General features: G+C 59.3%; 23 protein-coding genes. 4 read left to right on the top strand and 19 right to left on the bottom strand.

The genetic code is table 11. The features are described 5' to 3' along the window. Positions 1–10: 10 nt before the first annotated feature. The 7 genes from panP to AABA48_RS05740 form a co-directional block, all read right to left on the bottom strand. Positions 11–1,669 (bottom strand): pyridoxal-dependent aspartate 1-decarboxylase PanP, encoded by a 1,659-nt coding sequence (gene panP / locus AABA48_RS05770; protein ID WP_286349694.1) that lies wholly within the window; start codon positions 1,667–1,669, stop codon positions 11–13. A gap of 55 nt (positions 1,670–1,724) precedes the next feature. Continuing rightward, positions 1,725–2,576 carry a pantoate--beta-alanine ligase gene (gene panC, locus AABA48_RS05765; RefSeq protein ID WP_286349695.1) on the bottom strand — a complete coding sequence of 284 codons (852 nt, stop codon included), beginning with the start codon at positions 2,574–2,576 and terminating at the stop codon, positions 1,725–1,727. Between the two features lies 1 nt (position 2,577). Beyond that, complete coding sequence (panB, locus tag AABA48_RS05760) at positions 2,578–3,381, bottom strand: 3-methyl-2-oxobutanoate hydroxymethyltransferase (protein ID WP_286349696.1); 804 nt, start codon at positions 3,379–3,381, stop codon at positions 2,578–2,580. Between the two features lie 243 nt (positions 3,382–3,624). Then, positions 3,625–5,616 (bottom strand): methyl-accepting chemotaxis protein, encoded by a 1,992-nt coding sequence (locus tag AABA48_RS05755; RefSeq protein ID WP_338271203.1) that lies wholly within the window; start codon positions 5,614–5,616, stop codon positions 3,625–3,627. Between the two features lie 162 nt (positions 5,617–5,778). After that, a complete protein-coding gene (locus tag AABA48_RS05750; RefSeq protein ID WP_286349698.1) occupies positions 5,779–6,870 on the bottom strand; it encodes a 6-phosphofructokinase in 1,092 nt (363 codons plus the stop codon). A 38-nt stretch (positions 6,871–6,908) separates the two neighbouring features. Beyond that, positions 6,909–7,865: an ROK family protein gene (locus AABA48_RS05745; protein WP_286349699.1), complete on the bottom strand. Its 957-nt coding sequence runs from the start codon at positions 7,863–7,865 to the stop codon at positions 6,909–6,911. After that, complete coding sequence (locus AABA48_RS05740; protein WP_286349700.1) at positions 7,862–8,350, bottom strand: HIT family protein; 489 nt, start codon at positions 8,348–8,350, stop codon at positions 7,862–7,864. The genes AABA48_RS05745 and AABA48_RS05740 overlap by 4 nt, the downstream gene beginning before the upstream one ends. A 289-nt stretch (positions 8,351–8,639) precedes the next feature. Between AABA48_RS05740 and AABA48_RS05735 the strand changes: the two genes are divergently transcribed. Next, positions 8,640–10,898, top strand: coding sequence for an NADP-dependent malic enzyme (locus AABA48_RS05735; RefSeq protein WP_286349701.1), 2,259 nt, complete (start codon positions 8,640–8,642; stop codon positions 10,896–10,898). A 151-nt stretch (positions 10,899–11,049) separates the two neighbouring features. Then, complete coding sequence (locus AABA48_RS05730; RefSeq protein ID WP_286349702.1) at positions 11,050–11,763, top strand: energy transducer TonB; 714 nt, start codon at positions 11,050–11,052, stop codon at positions 11,761–11,763. A gap of 6 nt (positions 11,764–11,769) precedes the next feature. On the opposite strand, the gene AABA48_RS05725 is transcribed toward AABA48_RS05730, so the two are convergent. The 4 genes from AABA48_RS05725 to AABA48_RS05710 form a co-directional block, all read right to left on the bottom strand. Next, on the bottom strand, positions 11,770–13,623 hold the full coding sequence (locus AABA48_RS05725; protein ID WP_286349703.1) for a tetratricopeptide repeat protein: 1,854 nt from the start codon (positions 13,621–13,623) through the stop codon (positions 11,770–11,772). A gap of 107 nt (positions 13,624–13,730) precedes the next feature. Further along, on the bottom strand, positions 13,731–15,659 hold the full coding sequence (locus AABA48_RS05720) for a transglutaminase family protein (protein WP_286349704.1): 1,929 nt from the start codon (positions 15,657–15,659) through the stop codon (positions 13,731–13,733). Continuing rightward, the gene (locus AABA48_RS05715) at positions 15,646–16,515 is read right to left on the bottom strand and encodes a DUF58 domain-containing protein (protein WP_286349705.1); all 870 of its coding nucleotides are present in this window, start codon (positions 16,513–16,515) and stop codon (positions 15,646–15,648) included. The genes AABA48_RS05720 and AABA48_RS05715 overlap by 14 nt, the downstream gene beginning before the upstream one ends. Continuing rightward, positions 16,512–17,453, bottom strand: a complete 942-nt coding sequence (locus AABA48_RS05710; protein WP_286349706.1) for an AAA family ATPase — start codon at positions 17,451–17,453, stop codon at positions 16,512–16,514. Before AABA48_RS05710 ends, AABA48_RS05715 begins: the two co-directional genes overlap by 4 nt. A 160-nt stretch (positions 17,454–17,613) precedes the next feature. On the opposite strand from AABA48_RS05710, the gene thrC reads away from it, so the two are divergent. Both thrC and yrfG read left to right on the top strand, forming a co-directional pair. Continuing rightward, positions 17,614–18,999, top strand: a complete 1,386-nt coding sequence (gene thrC, locus AABA48_RS05705; protein ID WP_286349707.1) for a threonine synthase — start codon at positions 17,614–17,616, stop codon at positions 18,997–18,999. Between the two features lie 24 nt (positions 19,000–19,023). Beyond that, positions 19,024–19,698, top strand: coding sequence for a GMP/IMP nucleotidase (gene yrfG, locus AABA48_RS05700; RefSeq protein ID WP_010942337.1), 675 nt, complete (start codon positions 19,024–19,026; stop codon positions 19,696–19,698). A 57-nt stretch (positions 19,699–19,755) separates the two neighbouring features. Here yrfG and AABA48_RS05695 read toward each other — a convergent pair whose 3' ends face one another. From AABA48_RS05695 to AABA48_RS05660, 8 genes are read right to left on the bottom strand one after another with little or no spacing between them, the layout of a single operon-like run. Further along, entirely contained in the window at positions 19,756–21,066 is a 1,311-nt protein-coding gene (locus tag AABA48_RS05695) for a homoserine dehydrogenase (RefSeq protein ID WP_286349708.1), read from the bottom strand. A gap of 39 nt (positions 21,067–21,105) precedes the next feature. After that, a complete protein-coding gene (nusB, locus tag AABA48_RS05690; RefSeq protein ID WP_286349709.1) occupies positions 21,106–21,522 on the bottom strand; it encodes a transcription antitermination factor NusB in 417 nt (138 codons plus the stop codon). Further along, on the bottom strand, positions 21,522–21,989 hold the full coding sequence (gene ribH / locus AABA48_RS05685; RefSeq protein ID WP_286349710.1) for a 6,7-dimethyl-8-ribityllumazine synthase: 468 nt from the start codon (positions 21,987–21,989) through the stop codon (positions 21,522–21,524). Before ribH ends, nusB begins: the two co-directional genes overlap by 1 nt. Positions 21,990–21,999: 10 nt before the next feature. Further along, a complete protein-coding gene (locus AABA48_RS05680) occupies positions 22,000–23,202 on the bottom strand; it encodes a bifunctional 3,4-dihydroxy-2-butanone-4-phosphate synthase/GTP cyclohydrolase II (protein WP_119332621.1) in 1,203 nt (400 codons plus the stop codon). Positions 23,203–23,241: 39 nt separating this feature from the next. After that, a complete protein-coding gene (locus AABA48_RS05675) occupies positions 23,242–23,895 on the bottom strand; it encodes a riboflavin synthase (protein ID WP_286349711.1) in 654 nt (217 codons plus the stop codon). Beyond that, positions 23,880–24,989, bottom strand: a complete 1,110-nt coding sequence (ribD, locus tag AABA48_RS05670; protein ID WP_286349712.1) for a bifunctional diaminohydroxyphosphoribosylaminopyrimidine deaminase/5-amino-6-(5-phosphoribosylamino)uracil reductase RibD — start codon at positions 24,987–24,989, stop codon at positions 23,880–23,882. The genes AABA48_RS05675 and ribD overlap by 16 nt, the downstream gene beginning before the upstream one ends. Positions 24,990–25,008: 19 nt before the next feature. Then, positions 25,009–25,461, bottom strand: coding sequence for a transcriptional regulator NrdR (gene nrdR, locus AABA48_RS05665; RefSeq protein ID WP_010942330.1), 453 nt, complete (start codon positions 25,459–25,461; stop codon positions 25,009–25,011). Continuing rightward, a complete protein-coding gene (locus AABA48_RS05660; protein WP_286349713.1) occupies positions 25,458–25,922 on the bottom strand; it encodes a deoxycytidylate deaminase in 465 nt (154 codons plus the stop codon). The genes nrdR and AABA48_RS05660 overlap by 4 nt, the downstream gene beginning before the upstream one ends. Positions 25,923–26,081 lie beyond the last annotated feature (159 nt).

Raw genomic sequence — 26,081 nt, 5'->3', positions numbered from 1 at the left:
CGTCATGCGTCTACCATGAAGCGGCCTTTGCCAGACCGGTACAGCGCTCTTCCACCTGCTGCAGCACTGCCTGAATCTCCGGCAGTTGCACGAGTTCACACTGCTCCGCCAGTACGGACTCCAGAATCTCGTTGGTTGTCAGCGGGTTGGCCAGGACGACGCGCAACACGGTGAGTTCCCGATCATGGCGCGCCACATGCAGCCGTGTCCGGGAGACAAAGGTTTTCCCGGCTTCGCGCTGGAATTTCTGCAGCAACTGGCAGACCTGATCGAGGAGCGCATTGATATCGGCGCGTTCCCGGGCAGTCACGTCGTGCAAGGCCTGCTGAACGGCGGCCGGGCAGTAGCGGTACGTGAGGATATTCAGTTCCGGCTCGCTGATCAGTTCGAAATCGGGATGCTGCCTGATCATGTCGGCAAAGGTGCGAGCACGTTCGATCCCCATGTCTATCAGCAGTTCGTACCCCTTGCGTCCAATGATCGAGAAACCGGCATGAACCAGCATCGCCTTCCCCGGCCGTGATCCCTCCAGGGTATGGCTGCCCAGGTCCTTGGAACCGTGGCGCAGGATATAGTTGGCGTGATGCTCGATGGCCGACAGGGCGGTGGGATCCTTGAAGACGACCATTCCCGCCCCCATCGGCACATAGAGCTGCTTGTGTCCGTCAATGGTGACCGAGTCGGCCCGCTCGATACCCTTGAGCAGAGAGCGGTGGCGATCGGAAAAGAGGGTCGGTCCACCCCAGGCGGCATCTACATGGAAATGGCAGCCAAGTTCCTGAGCAAGATCGGCCATCGCCTCCAGAGGGTCCACGTTGCCGGTTTCGGTGGTTCCGGCGATGCCGACCAGCGCCAGCGGGAGCGTGTTGCGGTCCTGGAGGCGCCGGCATTCTTCTCTCAGTGCCTTGAGGTCGATGCGGTTGTTCGCTTCGGTTTTCACCTTGACCAGATCGTCCCGGCCGATGCCGAGCAGGTCGGCCGCCTTTCCCAGGGAATAGTGCCCCCGTTCGGAGACGAGCACGGCAATGCCGTCCGCGCCGCGATGCTTAAGCGCACGGGCCAGCCCCTCCTGGGCAATACCGCGAAATGCTCCGTTCGGGGCAAACAGGCGGTTGCGTGCCACCCACAGGGCCGTGATATTGGCGATGGTACCGCCGGAGCAGAAGGCACCCAGGGCATGCCGGCTGTTATGAATCCATGATGGGTAGAAGTCTTCGTCGCGGCGATAGACCAGATGATGGAGCATGGCAAGGACCTGCCGTTCCATCGGTGTAAAGGCCTTGGATGTCTCCACCTTGACCACGTTCTGGTTGAGGGCGGTCATGAGACGCGCCAGCGGCAGCATGAAGTACGGGAGCGCCGAGGTCATGTGCCCGACGAACGCCGGCGAGGCGGTATGAACCGAGTGGGCGACGAGGTTCTCTTTGACGAATTCGGTGTATTCGGAAACGTAGGTAGGCTCTTCCGGAATGGCGAAGGAGGAAAAATTCGCTTCGATATCTTCCAGATCGCGTTCGATGGCAACGATATGGGTCTGCAGGAAGCCGGTGACATCGCCGGATATGGCCTGATCGATGGCACCGAGGGTCGAATCGGGTGCTTCGGGCACGGTGAAGATCCGGTAGAGGTTCTCAAGGCTGGCACGAGCTGCGTCACGATTTTTCGGCATGGTTCGCTTCATCCTCTGGGCAGGCAGTGGTCAGGCTGCCCGCAGACACAGACAACTACTGCTCCTCACCCAGGACGCAGTTGTCGATCAGCCTCGTTGTTCCTATCTTGACGGCCAGGGCGAGGAGAGTCTTTTCATTGGCCGTTTCCACCGACTCGAGTGTTTCGCTGTCACGGAAATCAGCATAGTCGATGGCGGCGCCAGGTACTTCGGTAATTATCCGCAGCACCTTTTCGCGCAGGCGCGCGACGCTTCGCTCGCCGTCGGTGAACAGGGTTCGTGCGGCGGCAAGGGATCGACTGAGGCAGAGGGCGTTGGTGCGCTCCTGCGGCCCCAGGTAGGCGTTGCGGGAGCTCATTGCCAATCCGTCAGACTCACGGATAATGGGCATCCCCACGATGTTCAGATCCATGTTCAGATCCGCAACCATCCTGCGGATTACGGCCAGTTGCTGGAAGTCCTTCTTGCCGAAAAACGCTGTGTGGGGCATGACGATATTGAAGAGCTTGGCCACAACGGTGGTCACCCCGCGGAAATGTCCCGGCCGGCTCGCTCCGCAGAGAGGAAGCGTCACCTTCTCCACATCGACATAGGTCTGGAATCCGGCAGGATACATGTCATCGGCCCGCGGTGCGAAGATCACGTCCGCCCCGGCCGCTGCGGCAACCTGCCGGTCCCGCTCCAGGTCGCGGGGGTACGTGGTGAAATCCTCGTTGGGACCGAACTGGGTCGGGTTGACAAAGATGCTCACCACCAGGATGTCCGCGCGGGTGCGCCCCTCGCGCATGAGCGAGGCATGTCCGTCATGGAGAAAGCCCATGGTCGGGACCAGGGCAATGGTTTTCCCCTCCCGCCGGGCGTTGCGGGAAAACGCCTGCATATCGGCAACAGAATCTATGATGCGCATGTCAGCTGAACGAATGCCCCTCGGTGGGGAATTCTCCTTTCTTGACTTCTGAGATGTAGGACGCGACCGCGTCGGAAATGAGCGTACGAGCGTCGCCGTAGCGCTTGACGAATTTGGGAGAGTATTTTTCGCACAGGCCGAGGATGTCGTGAATGACGAGGACCTGGCCGTCGCAGTGGGGACCGGCGCCGATGCCGATGGTGGGAATGGAAAGTTCTGTGGTGATGCGACCGGCAAGTTTGAGCGGAATCCCTTCCAGGACCACGGCAAAGGCTCCCGCCTCCTGGACCGCGAGGGCATCTTCCAGCAATCGCTGGGCCTGCTCCTCCTTTTTGCCCTGCACCTTGTAGCCCCCCATCCGGTGAATCGATTGGGGGGTAAGTCCGATGTGGGCCATGACCGGGATGTCCATATCGACGAGGGCCCTAATGGTGTCCGTCACGTGGGCTCCCCCCTCCAGCTTCACCGCTTCGGCTCCGCCCTCCTTGACCAGGCGTCCGGCGTTGATGCGGGCATCGCGCAGATCGGTCTGGTAGGAGAGAAACGGCATGTCCGTAACCACCAGAGCCTTGGGTCTGGCCCGGGTAACGGCACGGGTGTGATAGAGCATGTCGTCCACGGTAACCGGCAGGGTGTTGTCGTGGCCGGCAAAGACGACACCGACCGAGTCTCCGACCAGAATCATGTCGATGCCGCATTCATCCATGATGCGGGTAAAGGGATAGTCGTAGCTGGTGAGGACGGTTATCTTCTCGCCCGTCGCCTTCATTTTCTGGATATCGAGGATGGTTTTCGCGTGGTTCACCGTGGTTGTCCCCTGTCAAATAACAAATGCGCCACCGGGGTCCGGAGGCGCACGAAAACGACCATGGAAGGGAATGTCCATCCCATCCTCGTCGGTGCGGCTATCGCCTTCCGTCCCGGTTCAGTCGTGAATCCAGGCAGTATATCCGTAAAAAAGGATGACGGCTCCACCTGGGTTGCGGGCCGTCATCAGAATACTGCACGAATACTACAAATAACGTGGTTTTGTCCAGAACTATTTAAATCAGCTGGCGATCTTCTTCATCAGTTCAAGCTCTTTTACCACCTCGCCGCTCTCCTTGCGCCGAACTTCCATATCCTCGAAGATCCGCGTTACCATCTCGCCCACTGCCTCCACCGACTTCTTGATTTCCGATCCGTCCTCGACCTGCTTGACCGTTGCCCTTACCATCTCCTGGGCCATCTCCTTGATGGTGTCAACGGAGCGGACAATGCTCATGGCGGCGTCGGATTGCTCCTTTGAGGCCTTGTAGATCTGCGTGCTCATGCTGCTCACGTTCTCGATGGAGTTGGTGACCAGCTGAACGCTGCGCGCCTGCTCCTCGGTCGCGGTCTTGATCTCGTGGGTCATGTCCATGGAGCGGGTGGAGCTCTCGTGAATGACCTGGAGCGACTGCCCCATGATGCCGCCCAGTTCAACCCCTCGCTGGACCAGGTCCTTGGAGGCGGTTATGTTCTGGGCTGCTGAGCGGGATTCCCGCATGATTTCCTCGATAATTCCGGTAATCTCGCCGGTGGACTGGCCGGTCTGGAGCGACAGGTTGCGGATCTCGTCGGCCACGACGCCGAAGCTCTTGCCGTACTCTCCCGCCTGGGCCGCAATGATGGACGCGTTCAGTGCCAGGAGGTTGGTTCGCTTGGTGATGTCGTTGATCACGCCGACAATGCTTTCGATCTTGCCGCTGTTCTCGGAAAGGCGCTTCATGGCCTCGAAGGACTGGTCAACCGAACGCTGGATCTCGTCCAGGGCCTGGATGGTCTCATCCACCACGGCCCGGCCGCTGTCGGCCTTTTCCTTAACCGTGCTCGATACCTGGTGCGAGATGGCGGCGCTCTGCTCCACGTTCTTGATGGAAGAGTTCAGCTCCTCCATGGCCGACACCGACTTGTCGATGGACTCCGACAGGTAGTCGATGTTCCGCGTCACCTGCTCAATGGCCACATAGATGTTGCTTACGGCGGAACTCGTCTCATCCACCGCCGAGAGAACACTTTCCGATGCTGACGCGATGTGGGCGGTGCCGTCGGCGACGGAGTTGACCGCATCCTTCAGATTGACCACGTAGCGGGAATAATGATCGCGGTTCTTGAGCAGATCGGCAAAGGTGGTCTCCAGTTCCGAGGTAAGGGTTCCGATGGCCTTGAGCAGATTGATGCGGACGATCGCCGACGAAGCTTGGTCGGCAAAGAGCTTGATGGTGTCCACGTCCGTATCGTTGAGCGACCGGCGGCTCGAGCGGTTATCCACGGCAAACACACCGATGGCCTCTCCCTTGACGACGATGGGACAAATGACGAAGCTTTTGGATCTCAGGGCCCGGATGGCATCATAGGGGGATTGAAGCCGGAAATCGGTCGGATAGGCACTGACATCATCGATCATGTAAACCTGGCGGTCGGTAAAGCACTTGCTGATTACGCCCCCTCGCTGATCAAGGGGGAGCACCACGCCGGCGGGGTTGAAATCGGCGGTGCCCACGGCGGCCACAAAAGAAAGAGAGGTCCGCGCGGCATCTGCCATGAGTATATTTACCCGCTCATAGCCGAGAACATCGTGAAGCCCCTCGGCGCACAGCCGGAGGACCTCGTCCACGTCAATCGATTTCTGAATCCTGCTGCTGATCTGGTGGAAATTCTTGATATTGTTGTCGAGGATCCGATAGCGGTTTTCAAATATCTCCTTTTGAGATGCAACTTCCTGATGCAACAGGTTCAACTCGGCAGCGCGCTTGTGGAGCTCGTCGCTCGTCTTGCCGATGTGGTGCCCCACCACGGCCAGGACAAGGGCAGTTCCCATGCCCATGTACGTATAGAGGGCTATCTGGTAGGTTGACCGGGTTATATCGGTGAATACCTGCCCAAGAAGGGGCTGACCGGGGTCGGAAAAGAAAATGAGACGGATAACAGTCCAGGCGATTGGAGCGCCGATTCCCAACGCACAGCCGAGAACCCCGTACAGACTGCTCCTGCTTTTGAATACAGCACCGGATTCCATGCGGATATCCCTCCATTGTGTGCATTACCCGGCAACGGGCGGCAATGACCCGGCCACACCGGCGGTTCGGCTCGTATGCACTATGTATAACATCGGCGGCGGAAAGAATTTCTTAAGAAAAAACGAGAGCACTCTAGCTCGTGGGCCATTCGATGTCAACTCTCACCGCCGCCCCACCACGATGCCGAGCTCTTCCGCAGCAGTCACCATCTGACCGCCGGGGTTCACCAGTTTCAGCTTCCGCACCGCCCGCTCGATGGAGACCGATTTGATGTCGCGCCCGCGAAGGCAGACCATGCGTCCATACTGTTCCTTTTCAATGAGGTCCATGGCGGCAACGCCGAAGCGGCTGCCGAGGCAGCGGTCAAAGGTCGATGGTGAACCGCCCCGCTGAAGGTGGCCCAGGACCGTGACGCGAACATCCATGTCGAGGCAGTCTCCCAGCTGCCGGGCCACGTATTGACCGACCCCCCCGAGCCGTTCGATGGTGTTTGTTTCATCGGCCCGCTTCTGCACGACCCGATTGCCGCCTCGCGGGAACGCCCCCTCCGCCACCACGATGACACTGAAGGAGCTTCCCCGTCTTCGCCGCTCGTCGACCGCGCGGCAGACGGCGCCGATATCATAGGGTATCTCGGGGATGAGAATGACGTCCGCACCGCCGCTGATGCCCGATTCGAGAGCGATCCAACCGGCATAGCGCCCCATGACCTCCATGATCATCACCCGGTGGTGGCTCTCGGCCGTGGAGTGAAGCTTGTCCAGGGCATCGGTTGCGGTTTCCAGGGCGGTGTTGTAGCCAAAGGTGACATCGGTCTCCATCAGATCGTTGTCAATGGTTTTCGGTACGCCCACAACGGGAATCCCCTTGTTCATGAGCTCAAGGGCGATCTTGAGCGAGCCGTCCCCTCCCACTGCCACGAGCGCGTCGATTCCCTGTTTTTTAATATTCGCGACTACCTCGTCGGACACATCGGTTAAAACGGTTTTGCCATCCACTTCAACAGGGTATGAGAAGGGATTGCCGCGATTGGACGTGCCGAGGATGGTTCCGCCGCGGGGGAGTATTCCACGTACTTCATTGAGGCCGAGCGGTACGATTCTGGTGTTGTAGAGCAAGCCGTCGAACCCGTCCCTGATGCCGACCACTTCCCAGCCGCGCCGGATGATGGAGCTTTTGACAACACCCCTGATCACTGCATTGAGTCCCGGGCAGTCTCCCCCCCCGGTCAGTATGCCTACTTTACGCGCCATAATACCTCCCCGTCATTGATAACTATGAAAATACTCTCTTAGATGTGGAACTCATCACGCGCCAGCGCAGCGCTTCCCAGGAGTCCTCCGTCGTCGCCCAATGCACACCGGATCACCACCAGCCGCTGGGCCGGAATCGGGAAAGCCCGGGCACGGACCTCCCGCTCGATGGAGCCCCTTATCAGATCAAAACTTGCAGCGACGCCCCCACCAACGATCAGTGCCTCCAGATTGAGTACGTTGGCTATTGATGCCGTTGCCATGCCCAGATAACGTCCCGCCTCGGCGAAAAATGCCGCCGCAATACCATCCCCTTCCCGGGCGAGACGGGCCAGATCCTGGGTGGTGAGCAGCGTCCCAGCCCCGTCAACCGGTACGTATCGTCCCCCCATCATGGCATCTTGCGCGGCTGAGGCTATGGCCGTGGCCGAGGCATATTGCTCAAGACAACCCCGGTTGCCGCAGGGACAGGGCGTCCCCTGGGGCTCGACCGTAACATGGCCGAACTCACCGGCTACGCCGTCGATACCGGTCCACAGCCGCCCGTTCAGGATGAGCCCTCCTCCGACGCCGGTGCCGAGTGTAACCATCAGGAACGAGTCGAACTCGCGGCCGGCACCGAAGGATTTCTCGCCGTACGCGGTTGCGTTGACATCGTTGGCCACCGTTGCCGGCAGACCGCTGATGCGTTCCAGGTCATTGCGGAGGTTGATGCTGTCAATGGCCGGAAGATTCACCGAGACGTGGATATGCCCGTCATTCGCTACTAGCCCCGGAACACCGGCTCCAACGGCCACGATGTGGAATCCCGTCTGCGCCGCATGCTCCCTGAGAATGCCCAATCCCTCGGCGAGCTTTTCGTAAAAGGCGGCTCTCCCCTCATGAATATCGGTTTTCTGTCTGAAGCGGCAATGGATCGTTCCCGCCTCGTCCACGAGCCCCATCCGCAGATTGGTCCCGCCGATATCCATGCCGATGAACGCCGGGCGGATCATGGGGTCTCCCGGGAGAACAGCGGAGCCAGGCGGTCCCAGGCAGCCTGAAGCCCTTCCGGCACTACCCGCAGATCCGCCACGACCCCCATGAAATTCGTGTCGCCGTTCCAGCGGGGCACCACGTGGACGTGAAGATGGTCGTCAACACCGGCACCGGCCGCTTTCCCCAGGTTGATACCGATATTGTAGCCATTGGGGCTGGCCGCATCCCGCAGGATGGAGCGGCAAAGCCTGACCGTGCGGAAAAGATCAAGCATTTCCGCATCGGACAGGGAATCCATGTCGGCGGTATGGCGCAGAGGGGCTACCATTAGGTGACCGTTGGTATAGGGGTAGCGATTCAGCATCACGAGAGATAACGGCGTTCTGTGGAGAATGAGCCGCTCCCGGTCGCCGGCCTGTCCGGCGCCGGGACAAAAGATACATCCGGCGGGTTTTTCATCCACGAGGTATTCCATGCGCCAGGGCGCCCAGACACGTTCCACGGCGAATCCTCCCTTCAAGAGCCATAGCTCCGGGTCGATTTTCCCCGGGATTATCCGTGAAAATGCTCTAAATTACAAGCATGCCACGATCCTTCAATGTCCACACAGAAATAGAATGATTTTTTAGTATAGCTGTAATTATCCCTTGACAAAGCATTGAACCTGAGAATAAGGTTGTTTAATTTCAATAAAAACGCTGGCGATAAAACCGTGTTGGGCTCGTCACGGCATATCAAATCAAATTTTAGCTTCACTAAAACGTGCGGGCCGCGAAAGGAGCGAACACCATATGAGCAAAAAGCAGGACGCCCTTGATTATCACTCCACAGGAAGAAAGGGGAAGATAGAGGTAATTCCGTCAAAACCATGTCTTACCCAGCGCGATCTCTCCCTTGCCTACTCACCCGGTGTAGCCGAACCTTGCCTTGAAATCGAAAAGAACCCTGAAGACGCATATAAATATACTGCCAAAGGAAACCTGGTGGCGGTATTGTCCAACGGTACGGCCGTGCTCGGTCTTGGTGACATCGGTGCCCTGGCCGGCAAACCGGTCATGGAGGGCAAAGGGGTTCTCTTCAAGCGTTTTGCCGATATCGATGTCTTCGACATCGAGGTAGACACCAAAGACGCTGACGAAATAATCAGAGTCTGCCAGTTGCTGGAACCGACCTTCGGCGGCATCAACCTTGAGGACATCAAGGCCCCGGAATGCTTTTACATCGAGGAAAAGCTCAAGGAGACCATGAACATTCCGGTCTTCCACGATGATCAGCACGGCACCGCCATCATCTCAGGCGCAGCCCTCATCAATGCTCTTGAACTGGTCGGCAAGAAGATCGAAGACATCAAAATCGTGGTCAACGGCGCCGGAGCCTCCGGCATAGCCTGCGCCCAGATGGCGGTTGAACTTGGTGCAAAAAAAGAGAACATTATTCTCTGTGACACCAAGGGGGTCATCTTCAAGGGGCGTAGCGCCGGCATGAACGAGTACAAGGAGCGCTTCGCCGTCGAAACCGAAGACCGCACCCTGGAAGATGCCTTCAAAAATGCCGACGTGGCCTATGGCCTCTCCAGCAAAGGGGCATTCACCCCCGAAATGATCCGGGACATGGCGCCCAACCCGATTATCTTCGCCATGGCAAACCCCGATCCCGAAATCACCCCCGAGGAGGTGGCGGCGGTCCGGGCCGACGCCATCATGGCCACCGGCCGCTCCGACTATCCCAACCAGGTGAATAACGTTCTGGGTTTCCCCTTCATCTTCCGTGGAGCACTCGATGTGAGGGCCACCACCATCAACGAGACCATGAAGAAGGCGTGCGTGCTCGCCCTGGCCGAACTTGCCAAGGAAGACTGCCCGGACTCGGTCTGTCGGGCGTACGGCAACAAGAAATTCGCCTACGGACGCGAGTACATCATTCCGAAACCCTTTGATCCCCGCGCGCTCCTGAGGGTGGCTCCTGCCGTTGCCAAGGCTGCCATGGAATCGGGGGTTGCCCGCCAGCCAATCGCCGACATGGAAAAGTACATGGAGCATCTGGAGACGCTCCAGGGCAAGGCCAAGGAGACTCTTCGCCTCATTATCAATAAGGCGAAGACCGATCCCAAGCGGGTCGTTCTTCCCGAGGGCGAGAATGAAAAGATCCTCCGGGCCGCACAGGTGATGATCGAGGAGGGGATCGCCTACCCGATCCTCCTGGGTAACCGGCAGGAAATCCGCAAAAAAATCGAAGAACTCAACCTTGAACTTAATGGCGGCGTCACCATCATTGATCCGGACGACAGCCCCGACACCGAGCGCTACTCCCAGGCCCTGTTCGAGCAGCGGCAGCGGAAAGGGATCACCCTGTCCGAGGCCCGTCGCATGATCCGGCGCCGGGGCCGCACCTATTTCGGCTGCGAGATGGTCCGTTGCGGCGATGCCGATGCACTGCTTTCTGGCATTGACGCCCATTATCCCGACATCATCCGCCCTGCCCTCGAAGTAATCGGCAAGCAGGAGGGCCTATCCAGCGTCCACGGCCTTTACCTTATGGTTTTCAAGCGGGGCATTTTCCTGCTGGCCGACACCACGGTCTGCATCGAGCCTACTGCCGAGGAACTGGCCGAAACCGCCATACTGGCCGCAGAGAAGGCACGGCTTCTGGATCTCGACCCCCGTATCGCCATGCTTTCATTTTCCAACTTTGGTTCCGTCAACCATCCCCAGGCCCTCAAGGTCAAGCGGGCTGCGGAGATCGTCAAGCAGCGGGCGCCGGAACTAATGATCGACGGCGAGATGCAGGCCGACACCGCCGTGATGCCCGATATTCTGGAGTCCCATTATCCTTTTGCCACACTCAAGGGCGGAGCAAACATCCTCATTTTCCCCGACCTGAACTCGGGCAACATCAGCTACAAGCTCCTTACCCGCCTTGGCGGAGCCGACGCCATCGGCCCGATTCTCATGGGGATGAAGAAACCGGTGCACGTACTGCAGCGCGGCGACGACGTAATGGATATCGTCAACATGGCAGCCATTGCCGTTGTTGACGCACAAAGCAACTGAAGCGCCAACATACGGAAATGACAAAGGGGGCCGATGGCCCCCTTTTTTTGTCGCAAAATCCGGCAGGTAAACAAGAAATCGGGTTGTCACGGCCTTGGGGAAAAAGGTAGAATGACCACGTAACGCACCTACTCCGCCTGGGAGTCAGTCCATGGACCAGTTGATACAGACAAGACGAAGCGATGCGCCGATGCTCTGGACCATCGCCCTTTCTCTTGCATTGCACGGAGCACTCTATTCCATAACCTCACTCCTGCCGCGCCATGTGGCCGGCGTGGAAGGGATACAGGTCGTTTCCGTGGATCTGTCCGGCAGTGAAATTCGCCCCATTGCGCCATCACCGCCCGACAACAAGCCTGCACCCGTACCTGAACCTGCTGTTGCGAGCGACATGAGTTTGCCGGTTGAAAACGAGCAACCACCCGCCGAAGAAGTTGCTCCCCCCCCCCAAGCGGTTGAGCCGCCTCCCCCACCGGTGGTGTCGGCGCCCCCCTCGCCTCTTTCGCTGGGCATGTCCCGCGGCTTTTTCCGCGGCATAGCCGAAGGCGAATCACTGAGAAGCGATGTCCGCGAATATTACTTTACGCTGCTGGAAACCATAAACGAGCGGTGGTGGACGGTTGCGAACGCGTCTGGAATGGATCTGGGTCGTTCGGAGGCGATGTTCACCATTGTGATGAAGAAAAGCGGCGAGATGGTTGACGTGCAGTTGGTGAAGAGTACGGGAAGTCCGGCCTATGACCGGTTGATTCTCCAGGCGATTCAAGCGGCTAACCCCTTGCCGCCCCTGCCTGACAGCTATACCAGCGAGTTGTTTTTGGCCCCGGTCCGGCTTGTGGCGCCCCGGGGACTGCTCTTTTCGTAAAAAACGTTACGGCGTTTCCTCAAGATCCACAAGATCAGCATCGGCAAGGTCGTCGTGGCCCAGATGCTCAAGCTTGCCGGCCGTGTCACGGAAAGCTGGGTCGACGTCGGCAATCTTGCGATACTCGGCCAGGGCCTTTTCCACGTCTCCCTTTTGCTCGAGGGTAAGTGCCAATTCATAGGTCAGGCAGAGAAACTCCTCCGGCGAAAGCTCCGACAGCATCAGCCCCGAATTGAACAACTCCTCCGCCCGTGCCGGTTCTCCCTTGTCCCGGTAACATATCCCCTGAAGCGTGATGCAATCCACAAGGCGACGGGGGTCCTGCGCCGCTGCCTTGAACTCGGTGACGGCATCATCGTACAGTCCCATTTCCTTGTAAGCGATGCCGAGGTTGTAATGGGTCTCCGTGTCGCCCTGATCGAGTTGTTCCCCCACCCCTTTTTTGAACGCTGAAAAAAGGCCGTCAAGCCCATACTTGCCCCCATTCAGGCCGGGGGAGGGCGATACGGATGAGGGGGGCGGCACAAGATCGTTCAGTTCATCCTCTGTGAAATCAAGGGACAAGTCGTCCGTTAATGAAGTTGCCTCGCTTTCGGGGCCGGCAAGCCAATCGATCGATTCATCCGTCACGGAGACTTCGAGCTCGATTTCTTCAAGGTCGGCATCGCCATCGCCTTCAAGCCCGATCTCAACCTCTTCTTCCCAGAGGGACTCATCGGAATCGAAGTCAACTTCTGCCGCCCCGGCAGCGGGAGATTCAGTGACAGCGGGCGAGCCATCCGGCAAGGAAACCGAGTCTTCATAAAACGATGCGAGTTCCTGCTCCTGTTCACCTGAGACGTCAACATCCTTGTCGGCTGTCCCGCGAACCGTGCGCAACCCTTCGGCAATAGCCTCATTATGGGGAGCGATCTCCTGGAGCGACAGGTAGAACTGTTCAAGGGTCTCGGGCTCGTGGCTGAGGAATTCGGGCTCAAAGCGCTTCAGGAGTTCAAGCGCCTCCTCCACATCACCCCTATGACGCAGGCAGAACAGGAGCCCTTTACAGGCGGCCAGCTCTCCGGGGTAGTTGAGCACGATGCGGTTGTATGTATCCGAAGCGGTTTTCAGGTCGCCCGCTGCCCGGGAAGCGTCGGCCAGGAGGTAGAGTGCGCGCGGATTGAAGCGCTCGTCGCCCGCGAACTGCTTCAAAAGGGGGAGAGCGGCGGCATGGTTACCGGCGGCCAGCTCATCTTCGGCCACCATGAGGAGAAACTCCCTCCGTTCCGGGAAGAGTTGCCCGATTCGTTCGCAGATGCGACCGTAGGCAGCAGCATCGCCCTTCGCTCTGACTTCGCGGGCCAGGACGGTGAACTCTTGATACGCTTCATCTGTCTGGCCGATCTTGTTCCGGGTGTCGGCCAGCTTCAGGCGAATAGTGATGTTCTCCCGGTCCAGGGAGTGCATGCGCTCCAGGACCTTTACCCCTTCACGGAGCTGCCCGCTCTTTTCGTAGAAGTCGTAGACAGCCTTGTATTCAGCCAGGGCATTGCCGACAAGTCCCTGCTTTTCATTGAGGGTGGCAAGGGTAAGAGACGTGCCCGAATTGGTGGGATCAATCTTCTGGATCTGCTTGTAGACCGCGATTGCCTTGAGGAAAAAGCCGTTGTCGGCGTAGAACTTGCCGATGACTTCGAACTCCCGTAACGCCTCGTTCTTTCTGCTGGCGCGTACCAACAACTCGGCGTACTTCTGCCTGACCCGCACATCCTTGGGGTCTAGTGTTACTGCTTGCTCGTATTCACGGATCGCCCGGTCGACCTGTCCCTTGATAAGGAACTTCTGGGCACTGTCGAGATGTTTATCTTTTTTGGAGCTCACCGTCCATCCGTTGTCTGTGAAGGTCAAAACACATGTACTTGTAACCTAATGGAAAGAGTGTACCTTGTCAAGCCCGGACGCCCCGCGAAATGGCGTAACTTCATGCACTATGGGCTGCCTTTATGCTTTCCGCCGATGTCTTTGATCAGTCGATCAAGGCGGCGGACCTCATCCGGGGTGAGACGCCGGTCGTGGTAGACCGCTCCACTGTAAACGGCAACGAACTCCGTTGCCGCCGGATCGTTCAGTCCGGCGACAGTTTCAGACAGTCCCTGCGAGGGATCCGGATCCCGGGGAAGGCCGTAGTAACGGGTGAGCTTTGCCCGGAGACGTTTCAGCAACCGCTTCTCCCTGCCGCCAGACCTGTGACGGCGAATAGCCAAGACGCCTCCCAACGCCGCCAGTGCGGCGATTATCGCCGACGCGACCAGCCGCACATCCCCCGGCATGCGGAGGTCTTTGAACCGGCTGTTCGCCGTGCGGACCAGTTCGACCTGCTTCTGGAGGTCATAGGTGATAACCGCCTGGATCCAGAGATAGGAGAGCGAGTCGACCACGCGGGTCATTTTGCCGAGCATCCCGGGGCTGGATGCTTGACCCACCCGACCGAAGTTGACGGCAAAGGCACTCGGGTCGACCATGACCCAGCCGCGACCGTCTATGAATGCTTCCACCCAGACATGGGCACGGTCTTCGGTAACCAGGTAATAGCCGGCCAGCTCGTTGTATTCACCGCCGTAGTAGCCTCCCACCAGTCTCGCCGGCACGCCAGCCACCCGTAAGAGCCGTGCGAACGATGATGCAAAAAATTCGCAGTGTCCTCTTTTGCTGCCAAAGAGAAAGGCATCGACCGGATCGTCCGATACCGGAAGCCCTGTGGTGGCGTAAGAGAATCCGGCGTCACGGAACCACGCCTCGATCCTTTCGAGCCTGGCCGCATCGTCTGCTGCGCCGGCAGTCAACCGGCGTGCCAAGTCAACTGTTCTGCCGGAGATCCGCTCGGGCAGTTTCAAATAGCGGTTTCGGTCCACCGTCCCCCTGACGGCGATAGTGTCGGACACCACCGACTGCACCTCATACCTGATACGCCCGCCCGGACGTCCCCGATTGACAAAGGTAAAATCATTGGCTTGTCTGTTTCGGATTCCGTCCATGCGAATCGGCACGTTGAGTCCCACAAGGTACGTGGTGCGCGAGGGTTCGGGATAGATCACCTGACGCACGGCTCTTCCCTGTGGCTGGGCAGGTGAATCCGCGGTCTGGGTCGTCCCGCGCACCCATCCAGCCGGGGTCGCTGTGTCCAGGACCAGTCCCCGCCAATACAGTGCATTCCGCTCCAACCGTTCGCATTCGGCCCTGAAAGCGACGGTGCGGTCGTCGGAGACGCTGGAGGACGTGCCCGGTTCCACGCGCTCACTGAGCCCAGTTGTTTTATCGCCCGGGGCATTCAGAAAACTGAGAAGCGGGAACTGGGGCCGCGGAAGGATAGCGAAAAAAACGAGCAGAAGCGGCAGTGACGCGGCGGGCATGGTAAGGGCCGCCGTGACCACGCGCCTGAGTGCGCGGGAGGTGAGACTGATACCTTCGTCGACGCTGTGAAAGGCCAGAAGGACGAGCGCAATAGCGATAAGGGCCAGCAGGAGCGCCAGATAGAGCAGAAACAGGGCGCTCAGGCTGAAGAGCGATGACCCTGCCAGGAGAAAAAGGGCAAGCGCGAATATCTGGAGAAGGTTCCGCGGACTCTTTTCGTTGACCAGTCGAACCGCCAGCAGCATGACGAGGAAGTTCACGACCGGCGCTGCCGGATTGGAGCGGCTCCACTGGAGTAAGTACGCCGCAAAGGCGACGACCGTGAAGAGTGTTGCCGGAATGCCGGCCAGAGGATGTCGTCCCCGGCGATCAAATGCGATGCCCAGCGCCAGGGCCAGCGGGGCCGCGAGTCGCGCTGGCCAGTCCGCATACAGTACGACGGGGAGATACCCGAGAGCCGCCACGAGGTAGGCGAGAATGGTGATAACGGTCTTAACGGATACCATGGAGTGCCAGTTCCATAAGTAGTCTGAGCCGATGGGCGCGCGAAGTATCAGGGGGTATGGTCCGTCCGCCGACCGAGAGACCCACGGGACGGTTTGCCCGGATAGCCCGGTTTACGAGCCAGGCTCCGCACCGGATGCGCTCCTCACGGTCGCTGCCCGGCAAGCGGTCCGGGTCGAGGATGATCGGCTCGTCCGCAACAGCAGTCATCCCTTTCACCTTCAGAGAACCGTGGCGTGCCGAAAGACGCCAGTGGATCAGCCTAAACGGCTCCGTACCCGTATAGTCGGAAATCCGGTCCACTTCCCCTTCGTAACCGGGTGAAAGACTCTCGCGCCCCCCTCTTCCCGCCTGCTCCGGCAGAACGGAAAAACCGGCGCAAGGAAGTGGCGAGGGAAAAACAACGCCTCGAGCATCCAGGGGAAGAACCGTTGATCGGATAAAAAAATTTATGGGAAAAGGAGAGCTCACCACGGCCCGCTCCAGGGTGACGATCCCCCTGCGGGGAAACCTGATCGCGGCAGAACCGGCCTCGTCGGCCTGCCGTTCCACCAGGTTGAAATCGGCCCAGCCTCCCCCCTCCACTGTCACACGCAACAGGAACGAGGGCACGAAACGCTTCCGGTTGGCAATGACCAGGTAGGCAAAGGTCTCCTGGCCGGCATAGATCTCGTCGGGCAGGCGCACCTGGAGCTCGAGGCCGCGGATATTGATCCACCCGGCAACCCCGGAAACAGTCATGAAACCGAGCAGCGCCGAAACGATCAGATATAGAAGGTTGTTGCCGGTGTTGACTGCAGCGAACCCGATCAGGAGCGTTATGGCGATATAGGCAATGCCGGGCCGTGTCAGCCTCAAGCCAGCGGAACGGGTATGGAGGCGAGAATGGCGTGTAATAGCTCCCCCTTGTCCAGGTTCTCGTTGTCAAAGCCGAGGATCAGTCGGTGCGCACCAACCGGCGACGCAATCGCCTTCACATCCTCGGGAATGACGTAGTCGCGCCCCTCCAGATAAGCGAGAGCCTTGGCGGTTTCGGCCATGGCAATCGCCCCCCTGGTGGAAACGCCCGACGTCACGGCAAGGTGGCTGCGGGTGGCCGCAACAATGGCATGGATGTAGTCAACTACCTTATCGGACAGGTAGATGGATTCGCGGACCGTCCGCTGGGCCTCGATGATATCGTCAACCGTTACGAGCGGCTCCAGGTTGCGGATGCCGTCGCGGATGCTCCCTCCCTTGATGATGGCCTTTTCGATGGCCTCGGGCGGGTAGCCGATGCCGCTGCGGACCATGAAGCGGTCCAGCTGCGATTCGGGGAGCGGATAGGTCCCCACCTGCTCCACCGGGTTCTGGGTGGCAATGACCAGAAAAGGCTCAGGCAACGGATGGGTGGTACCTTCCACCGTGACCCGCCGCTCCTCCATTGCCTCCAGAAGCGCGCTCTGGGTCTTGGGCATGGCGCGATTGATCTCGTCCACCAGCACCACGTTGTTGAAGATGGGACCGGGCATGAAGGTAAAGCGGTTTTCGTCCCGGTTGAGGATTGAGAGACCCGTGATATCCGAGGGGAGAAGATCGCTCGTGCACTGGACCCGTCCGAAGGAGAGCCCCAGAGCCCGGGCCAGGGCGAGGGCCAGGGTCGTCTTGCCCAGGCCCGGTATGTCTTCCAGCAGAATGTGGCCGCCGGAAAGGAGCGAAATCATCGACAGGCGGACCGCGCGGACCTTGCCCTTGAGGTAATTGGTGGCCAGCGTGTCGATGACATTGAGCATTTCAGCGCGTTTCAAGAGGTGCATGAAAAAGCCTTTCAGGAGACGTGGGTCGAGTATCGCCTTCAATAGTACCACAGGAACAGCGGGAGCGACCGCTTCACTTTTCACGCATTTGCTGCTAAGATGCCATCGCCGTGGCAACAGGTACATGGAGTGCGGCAATCCCTTCAAGAACGGACCAGTCATGCGCTACATCAGCACCAGAGGAACCATTCAGCCCATTCGCTTCAAGGACGCGGTCATGATGGGGCTCGCCACCGATGGGGGGCTTCTCCTGCCGGAAACAATACCGGCCATCGACCGGGACACGCTCGCGGCATGGAAGACGCTGCCGTTCCAGGAACTCGCCTTCCGGATCATCTCCCGCTACGCCGACGACATCCCGGCCGATGACCTGCGGAGTCTCATTGAGCGCTCCTATGCCACCTTCGATCATCCCGACGTGACGCCGGTCGTGGAGCGGGGCGGCCTCCACATCCTCGAACTCTTCCACGGACCCACGCTTGCATTCAAGGACGTGGCTCTTCAGTTCCTGGGCAACCTCTTCGAATATCTGCTGCAGGAGCGGAACGAACGGATGAACATCGTCGGCGCCACGTCCGGCGACACGGGAAGTGCCGCCATTTACGGCGTGCGGGGGAAGGAGAACATCAACATCTTCATCCTCCATCCCCACGGCAAAACCTCGCCGGTCCAGGCGCTACAGATGACCACGGTGCTCGATCCCAACGTGCACAACATTGCCGTGCGCGGCACCTTTGACGATTGCCAGAACATCGTCAAGAGCCTGTTCAACGACCTCCCCTTCAAGGAACGCTACGCTCTCGGTGCTGTCAACTCCATTAACTGGGCCCGGGTACTGGCCCAGGTGGTCTATTATTTTCACTCTTACTTCCGCGTGGCAAAGACCATTGGCGACGAAGTTGTCTTCTCGGTTCCCACCGGCAACTTCGGCGACATTTTTGCCGGCTACGTGGCCAAGCGGATGGGGCTGCCCATTGCCAGACTGCTCCTGGCCACCAACGAAAACAACATTCTCGCCCGCTTCATCAATGACGGAGACTATTCGCTGAGCGCCGTGGTGCCCACTGTGTCGCCGTCCATGGACATCCAGCTGGCATCCAATTTCGAACGCTATGCCTACTATCTCTTCGGAGAAGACCCTGCCAGGGTCCGCGAGGCATTCGCCACGCTTCCCGCCCGGGGCCGGATCGTCTTCTCCGATGCCGAAATGGCGCACGTGCGCACCGAATTCCTCGCCTGTTCGGTCAACCAGGAGGAGACCGTCGACACCATCGCCTCCTTCCACCGTGAAACCGGCTACCTCCTTGATCCCCACACGGCAGTTGGCGTACGGGCTGCCCGGCAACTGGTGACCGACGGCACGCCGGTCATCTGCCTTGCCACTGCTCACCCGGCGAAGTTCGCCGATGCCGTGGTGCGCGCAGTAGGGTTCGAACCGCCGCGTCCTCCATCGCTCATGGGAATTGAAGACCTGCCGAGCCGGTGCGAGGTGCTTGACGCACGTATCGAGCAGATCAGGACCTTCATCGAGGAGAAGGCCCGCTAAGGGCCTTTTTCGTTACGAACCGCCATGAAACTTGACTGGAACGGCATCGATACCGTGCTCCTGGATATGGACGGCACGCTCCTCGACCGCCATTTCGACGACCACTTCTGGCTCGAACACGTACCCAAACGCTATGCCGCCCAGAACGGCATCCCCCTGGACGAAGCGAAAAAACTTCTCTACGCTCTGTTCCGTTCCCAGGAGAGGACCTTGAACTGGACCGACCTGGATTACTGGTCGGAGCGACTCGGGCTCGACATCCCCGTTCTGAAGCAGGAGATCGATCACCTAATCGCGGTCCACCCCGGCGTGGTGGAGTTCCTGGTCTTTCTTCGCCGGCACGGCAAACAGGCCTGGCTCGTGACCAATGCTCACGGCAAGACCCTCTCACTGAAGATGCGCAAAACCCGGCTCGGGCCCTATTTCACCGGCATCATTTCCGCTCATGATCTGGGCCTTCCCAAGGAAGACGTGCGTTTTTGGGAAAAACTACAGGAGCGTGTCCCCTATGAGCCTTCCCGAACCCTGCTGGGGGAAGACAGCGAAACCAACCTCGGCACCGCCGAGGAGTACGGCATCGCCCACCTCATCTATGTGAGTCGCTACAGCTCAACAGTCACACCCACAGCATCGGATCGCTACGCCTCGATTCACTATTTTACGCAACTCATCCCAGCCGCCCATACCGACGAGACATGAAAAAAGGCAGCCTGCAACGGCTGCCTTTCTCTGTCAAAAATTTCCGGCATTACGTTTTTATTCCAAGTTGTCCTCGATCCTGATGAACCTGCTCTTCTCGCTGATGAGCTCGAAGGTGTCGATTTCCTCAAGAGCTGCGCGAATGTCCTTTTCACGGGCCTCATGGGTCATGATCACGATGGGCACCGACTCTCCGGCGCTTCTCCCCTTCTGAATCATTGATTCAATGCTGATATCGTACTTGCCGAGGGCGCCCGAGATTTTTGCCAGCACTCCGGGCTTGTCGACGGCGCTGAAGCGAAGATAGTACTTACCCTCGATCTCGCCCATGGGCTTGAGGGCAAGCGTCGTAACTGCCTCGTCCCGGTAGCCGAGGGGCGCACACCGGCGGCTCACGCCGGCAATGATATTCCGGGCGATTTCGATGACGTCGCCCACCACGGCACTGGCGGTGGGATCCATGCCGGCGCCGCGGCCATAGAACATCACTGGACCGATAAAATCGCCGGTGAAGCGAATGGCATTGAAAACCCCGTCCACATCGGCAAGCGGGTAGTTGACCGGGATCATGGTCGGATGAACACGGGCTTCCACGGTATCGCCGGTACGCTTGCCAATGGCGAGCAGCTTGATCTTGTACCCGAAATCCCGGGCAAAACCAATATCAGCTGACGAGATGGAACTGATCCCTTCGGTATGGATGGCGTTGAAATCAACCTTTGTCCCGAAACAGAGGGAAACCAGCAGCGCCAGTTTGTGGGCAGTATCAACCCCCTCGATGTCGAAGGTCGGGTCGGCCTCGGCATAGCCCAGTTCCTGGGCGGTCTTGAGGACATCGCCGAAATCGGCCCCTTCCTGAGTCATGCGGGTGAGGATGTAGTTGCAGGTGCCGTTGAGGATGCCGAGCACCGTGGTGAAGTTGTTTGCCGCCATGTTACCCAGGATGGCCGAGATAACCGGTATGCCGCCGCCGACCGCCGCTTCGAAGAGGACCTGCACCCCCTTGGCCGCGGCCGCCGGGTAGATCTCCTCCCCGTGCAGGGCGAGCAGGGCCTTGTTGGCGGTAACAACGTGCTTGCCGTTGTTGATGGCACGCAGCACGAAACTCTTGGCCGGCTCATACCCGCCGATCAGCTCGATCACCACGCTGATCTCCGGATCATCGAGCACTTCGGCCACATTGTTGGTGAGCGTTCCCGGAGGGAGTTCGATGCCCCTGTCGGTTGATATGTCCAGATCGGCAATCTTTTTAAGAGTAACCGCAGCGCCGACCTTGTCGGCAATGAGGCCGGCGTTGGCCTGGAGGAGTTTGGCGACACCCGTGCCGATGGTGCCGAAACCGATGAGTCCGATCTTGATATCTTTCATGATTCCTCGTCCTGGTGCCTGTCGGGATTAGTGAGGCCGCTACCCCTTATCAGGGAGCGTTGAAGCGATTTCGTCCAGAATGCCGTTGATGAATGCCGGTGAATCCTCGGTGCCGAATTTCTTTGCCACCTCGATGGCCTCGTTTATGGTGACGTTCTTGGGAATATCGGACCGGAACAGCAACTCATACATGGCCATTCGCAGGATGCTCAGGTCGACCCGGGCCATACGGCTGATGGACCAGTTTTTCGATGCGCCGGTGATGGCAGTATCGATCTCCTGGCGGTGCTCCAGAACTCCGCGGACCAGGTCGTCGGCAAAGCTTCGTCCCGCCGCCGCTCCGGGCTCTGATTCGTCCAGCACGAGCTCAAGGAGCGGCGCAGCTTCGCCGGCAGCGTAGTCCCTTGAGTACAGCATCTGCAGGGCCAGTTCCCTGCCGAGGCGGCGGGCGCCCACTAGCGGAGCTCCCGGTAGAGGCGCGCCGTTTCGATGGCGGTCACGGCCGCATCGAAGCCCTTGTTCCCCGCCTTGGTTCCGGCCCTTTCGATTGCCTGCTCGATGGTATCAGTGGTAAGCACGCCGAAGACGACCGGCACGCCGGTGGCCAGGGAAACATGCGCGACCCCCTTGGAAACCTCGGCGGCCACGTAATCGAAGTGGGGCGTGGAACCGCGAATCACGGCACCGAGGCAGATAACGGCATCGTAGCTCCCCTTCTGGACCAGTTTCTGGGCCGTAAGCGGAATTTCAAAGGCCCCGGGGACCCTGACGACGTCGATGTCGCCATCATCGCCACCGTGGCGGACCAGAGCGTCCAGGGCACCCTCAAGAAGCCGCTCTCCGATGAAGCTGTTGAAGCGGCTCACAATAATGCCGAATCGAAGTCCGGTGGCGTCGAGCTTGCCTTCGATGAATCGGGGCATGGTATCCTCCTCAGATATTTTCCAGCAAATGGCCGAGTTTTTCGCGCTTGGCCTTGAGATAGTCGAGATTCGTAGTGGTGGGCGGGATTTCGATGGGAACCCGCTCCACGATATTGATGCCGTAACCCTGAAGGCCGATAAGTTTGCGGGGGTTATTGGTCAGAAGCCTGATGTTCCGCACCCCCAGGTTCACGAGAATCTGGGCGCCGATGCCATAGTCACGCAGGTCTGGCTTGAAGCCCAGGGCCAGGTTCGCCTCCACCGTGTCTTTCCCCTCGTCCTGCAGGGCGTAGGCTTTTAACTTGTTGAACAGACCGATACCGCGTCCTTCCTGACGCATGTAGAGGATTACCCCGCGCCCTTCGGCCTCGATCATTTCCATTGCACGATGGAGCTGGCTGCCGCAGTCGCAGCGCAGGCTGCCGAAAACGTCGCCGGTCATGCACTCGGAATGCACCCGGACGAGCACCGGCTCATCCCCCCTGATCTCTCCCTTGACCAGCGCCAAGTGTTCCAGTCGGTCAACGTCGTTCTCAAAGGCAATGGCCCTGAATTCCCCGAAATCCGTGGGCAGAAGCACGTCTGCCGCACGCCTCACCAGGGACTCGTGCTTGAGCCTATAGGCCACCAGGTCCGCGATGGTGCAGATCTTGATCCCGTGCTCCTTGGCGAAAACCTTGAGTTGCGGCATCCGCGCCATGGTGCCGTCGTCGTTCATGATCTCACAAATGACGCCGGCGGGCTTGAGGCCGGCAAGACGAGCCAGATCGACCGAGCCTTCGGTCTGGCCGGCACGAACGAGCACCCCGCCCGGCTTGGCCCGCAGCGGGAACACGTGACCCGGACGGGCGAGGTCATCTGCCTTTGCGTCATCGGCAACAGCGGTCAGAATGGTGTGGGCCCGGTCCGCCGCTGAGATGCCGGTTGTCACTCCCCGTTTTGCCTCGATGGATACGGTGAAGGCCGTGCCGAACGAGGAAGTGTTTGCCGAAACCATGAGTGGCAGTTGGAGATGATCGCACCGTTCGGTCGTCATGGTGAGGCAGATGAGCCCCCGCCCGAACCGGGCCATGAAGTTGATCGCCTCGGGGGTCACCATTTCCGCGGCCATGGTCAGGTCGCCTTCGTTCTCACGGTCCTCATCGTCCACCAGGATCACCATCTTGCCCTGGCGGATATCTTCAATTGCTTCCTCAATACGTGCAACCGGCATTGGTCTCTCCGTCCCTTACATAGGTAATCATTTCATATCTCACAAAAATCCGTTCTTTGCAAGAAGCTCAAGGGTTACCCCGCCGTCCCCCTTTGAGGGTTCCGTACCGCCTCCCAGGAGTCGTTCGATGTATTTGCCGAGAATGTCAGTCTCAATATTGACCCGGTCGCCCGGCCGACGGTGCTCCAGGGTCGTTTTCGCAGCGGTATGGGGAATGACGTTGACCGAAAACGAGTCGGCGTCAACCGTGTTTACCGTCAGACTGATACCGTCCACGGCCACCGAGCCCTTGGCCACCAGGTAACGGCTGAATCCGGAAGCCATCCGAAAGGTGAACAGGATGTTGCCGGACACCTCACGACGCCCCTCGACTGTTGCCACCAAATCCACATGACCCGTCACCAGGTGGCCGCCGAGACGGTCTCCGAGACGGAGAGCCCGCTCCAGGTTGACCGGAGCTCCCGTTGCCAGACTGCCGATCGTGGTACGTTCCAATGACTCGGGGGAAACATCGAAGGTGAGCTCGCCCCCCCCCTTTGCCACCACCGTGAGACAGGCACCATTGACCGCGACCGAGTCGCCCAGATTCACGGACTCAAGCGGCAGCGCCGTGGCCACGGCAAGGCGTGCCGCCTCTCCCCGGCGCTCCAACCGCCGCGCGGTACCCACGTCTTCAATCAATCCCGTGAACATGCTTCCTCCGGATAGGCCTCGATCATGACGTCGCCGCCGAAGCGCCGCACCCGCGCCGTTTCCAGGCGAAATGCCCGCTCCATGCGCTCAACCGATTTTCCGCCGAACAACCCGATGCCGTCGGCACCCCCCAGAAATAGGGGGGCATAAAAGAGAATGAACTTGTCGATGAGTTTTTGACGGAGAGCCGCACCGGCAAGCTCGCTTCCCCCCTCCAGCAGGATCGACTGGATTCCCCTGGCACCGAGACGCTCCATGAGATCGCGCAGGTCCACGCGACCTTTGTCGGATGCGCAACGGATGACCTGCGCTCCCCGCGTCTCAAGAAAAGCTATTCGATCCTGATCATCCGACGTGGTCGCGATGATGGTGCCGCGGGCCAGGTCATCTCCCAGCACCCGTGCCTGATGTGGTATCCTGAGGCTGCTGTCCACAACGATTCTGAGAGGATTTTTCCCCTTCACGTGGCGCACGGTGAGTTCGGGGTCATCGGCCAGCAGGGTTCCGACTCCCACCATAACGGCATCTACCTCTGCTCGAAGTTGATGTACATATCGTCTTGATTTTTCGTTAGTTATCCAGCGAGAATCACCAGGTGCAGTGGCTGTCTTCCCATCAAGGGTAAGAGCGCTCTTGAGAGTGAGAAAGGGAAGCCCTGTGGACACGTGCTTCACAAAGGGTTCATTGATCATCCGGCACCCCCTCTCCAGTATACCGGTAATTACCTGGATACCTGCCGCCTCAAGGCGGGCGACCCCCGTGCCGCAGACCTTGGGGTTCGGGTCAACCATTCCCACGAAGACACGTGCTACCCCCGCAGCAACCAGGGCATCTGCGCACGGGGGGGTGCGGCCGAAGTGGGAGCACGGCTCGAGCGTTACATAAACGTCAGCCCCGCGGGCCAGCGGACCGGCTTCGCGCAACGCGTGGACCTCCGCATGGGGGGTGCCGGCCTTGCGGTGCCACCCCTCTCCGACCACGGCACCCTCACGCACGATCACGCAACCCACCGCAGGGTTGGGGGATGTCTTGCCAATGCCTTTCCGGGCAAGAGAAAGGGCACGCCGCATCATGTTTTCATGGACAGATGTCATGGGACTGGAAGTGAGACTGCTATTTCTTGAGAAGATCCTGGAGCTCGGACATGAACTCGTTGACATCCTTGAAGGAACGATAGACCGAAGCAAAGCGGACGTACGCCACCTCATCTATGTCATGGAGCTCGGTCATGACCCATTCACCGATGGTGGTACTCGGCACTTCCTTTTCTCCGAGTTCCGGCAGGCGGGCCTCCAGCCGGTCCACGAGCCGTTCGATGGTTTCCCGGGAAACCTGTCGCTTTTCACAGGCCTTCTGAATGCCCGCGATGAGCTTGAGCCGGTCGAATGGCTCGCGGCGCCCGTCTTTCTTGAGTACCAGGGGCAAGACTTCCTCGATCCGTTCGTGGGTTGTGAACCGCTTGCCGCACGACTCGCATTCGCGCCGGCGGCGGATAGCCGCCCCACCCTTATCGGGGCGCGAGTCCACCACCTTGCTGTCGAGTTGACCGCAGAACGGACATTTCATGACACTCTTCCTTTCAAGTCCGAGAAACGCTCCACTGCTACGCCTGATTCGCCAATCATCTCGCGGGCAAGGTCATCCGAGTATCCCTCTTCGTACACGATGCGCCGGATGCCGGCATTGATGAGCATCTTCGAACAGATGATGCACGGCATGGTAGTGCAGTAAAGGGTGCCCCCGTCGATATTGGTGCCGTGCTTGGCCGCCTGGATGATGGCGTTCTGCTCGGCGTGGAGGCCGCGGCAGAGTTCATGGCGCTCGCCGGACGGGATGCCGAGTCTCTCTCTCAGGCATCCCACGTCGAGACAGTGGGCCACGCCGGAAGGTGCGCCGTTGTAACCGGTGGCAAGGATGTTCTTGTCCTTGACGATGACCGCTCCCACCTGGCGTCGCAAACAGGTCGAGCGTTTAGCCACCAGGTGTGTGATCTCCATAAAATATTCGTCCCAGGTGGGTCGGGTCATGAGGTCTCCAGTGCGGGAAATACGCGCCAGAATACACCGATGATCCCTGAAAGGTCAAGAAATTAGCCCTTTGACGCGGGGTTGCACCGGGCAAATGCATGATTGACAGAGGAACGCCAAGGTTCGGATAATGAGACATTACTTCCAGCGCGAAAGAGG

The sequence above is a fragment of the Geobacter sp. 60473 genome (assembly GCF_036323535.1).
GTDB lineage: Bacteria > Desulfobacterota > Desulfuromonadia > Geobacterales > Geobacteraceae > Geobacter > Geobacter sulfurreducens.
Note: the sequence above shows the minus strand (reverse complement) of the source record. Positions and strands in the feature narration are given on the sequence as shown.